The organism is Streptomyces sp. NPDC022910, from assembly GCF_055561075.1.
This window is the reverse complement of sequence record NZ_JBVHHL010000168.1, coordinates 1-1,588: the sequence shown is the minus strand read 5'-3', so window position 1 is coordinate 1,588 and position 1,588 is coordinate 1. Positions and strand designations below refer to the sequence as shown.

The window sequence follows — 1,588 nt, the reverse complement described above, 5'->3', positions numbered from 1 at the left end:
CAGAGCTACGAGGCCGGGCTCCACCTGTGCGGTGCGATGCTCTGGCTCCGCAGCATCGCACCGCATTCATGATCAAACTCCAGACAGGACCTAGTTGCCAAGGCAGCGGGCCGAAGCCGCCGAACAACCGGGTGAGGCGTTCCACGGCCCAGGGCAGCACCGCGGTGACTCCGACGAGCAGCGAGAGCATGCCGATGAGCAGCAGGACGACACCGGAGGTGCCGTGCAGGTCCGCAGGGCTGCGCACGGAGATCCGCAGCAGAATCAGTCCGAGCAGAGGAAGTGCGATACGCCACCACAGGCGGCGCGAGGTGCTGCCGGACTTCCGGACGACTCCCAGGGGCTCTACGGCCACCTTGTGCATCGACAGTTGAGTGATGCCGAGGGAGAGCGAGAGTACGGCGACGACCACGAGCGCCGCCAGCAGGGGCTGAGGCGTGAGATCTTGGGGGAAGACACCGAGCCCCTGTATCTCCACCGCTCCCGCGAACTGACGCCCCGTCATGAACAGGACCGCGCCCAGAGCGATACCTGCCAATGTGCTGAGCGCGACCTCGCCTGCGGCGATGGTGGCGGTCATCCCGCGGTTCGCGCCGACCAAGCGCAGGGCGGCCAACCGCCGGTCCCGTCGCTCACCGCCGAACCGTACGGCCGCGGCGATGAAGGCACCGACGGGCACGAGCAGTACGACGATTCCCGCGATGCAGAGGAGGAGGAGCTCGGGGGGAAGGGGCTTCCTCGGATAGATCTTGCCGAAGTGGTCGAGCCGTCGCGTTGGGCCCGCATCGGGCGCCATGTCGTTCGCGACCAGATAGAAGACGCGCTCGCCCGGGGCGAGCAGACCCGCATCGCCGATCTCACCCGCGATGGGATGGGCGATGCGCTCGCGCAGCAGTCCGTTTCCAGGTGCGGTCAGCAGTTCGTGCAGTGCGGGAGACACCACCATCTCTCCGGGGCGCGGGTAGCGCAGGACTCCGGGCGGCAGCGGTGCCGCGGGCCCCTCCGGCTGCACCATGCGCCCTCGGATCTTCTCGCCGTGGAACACGGTGTCGAGGTCCCTGACAAGAACAGTGTGATCCGAGCGCGTGATGGCGCGGTCGCTGAGGTTGACATCGATGCGCTGATGGATCCGCTGGTCCCGGTGGTTTCTGGCGGTCGGCACCGATGCGGCGAATAGCAGCATGGCCACCCCCAGCCCTACTCCGACAGCGGTCAAAGACGTGCGGATTGCGCTGTTGCGCCCACCGAAGAGCGCGAGTCGAGCGCCGAAGGCGAGCGCGCGGAGACCTCCGAGGCGCCGACGTACAGGTGGGCTCACCATGTTCCCCTTGAATGTATTGCGGGCAGGGCGCCATCTCGCGGCGCAGGGATGGGCAGCGGCAGGGCGTGAGCGCCGTCTGCGTTGCCGGGTCGACTATACGCTGTGCGTATAGTCGAGTACACGGTACCAACGCATCGTCATGCATCGTGTCACACTCGATTCTTGCGTATGACTCGAGTTTCGCCGTTTTCGCAGGGTCACTCTGGCGGTTGTAGGTGCTGGTGTTTGGGTCCTGTGGTCTTGGCGGCGGCCATAGGGTGAGGCTGT

At 66.6% G+C, this 1,588-nt stretch carries 1 protein-coding gene; it reads right to left on the bottom strand.

Translation table 11 applies throughout. The features are described from left to right. On the bottom strand, window positions 1–1,183 hold a 1,183-nt coding region (locus ACZ3TS_RS42955; protein WP_467628694.1), incomplete at its 3' end, for an FtsX-like permease family protein. Window positions 1,184–1,588: the final 405 nt, after the last annotated feature.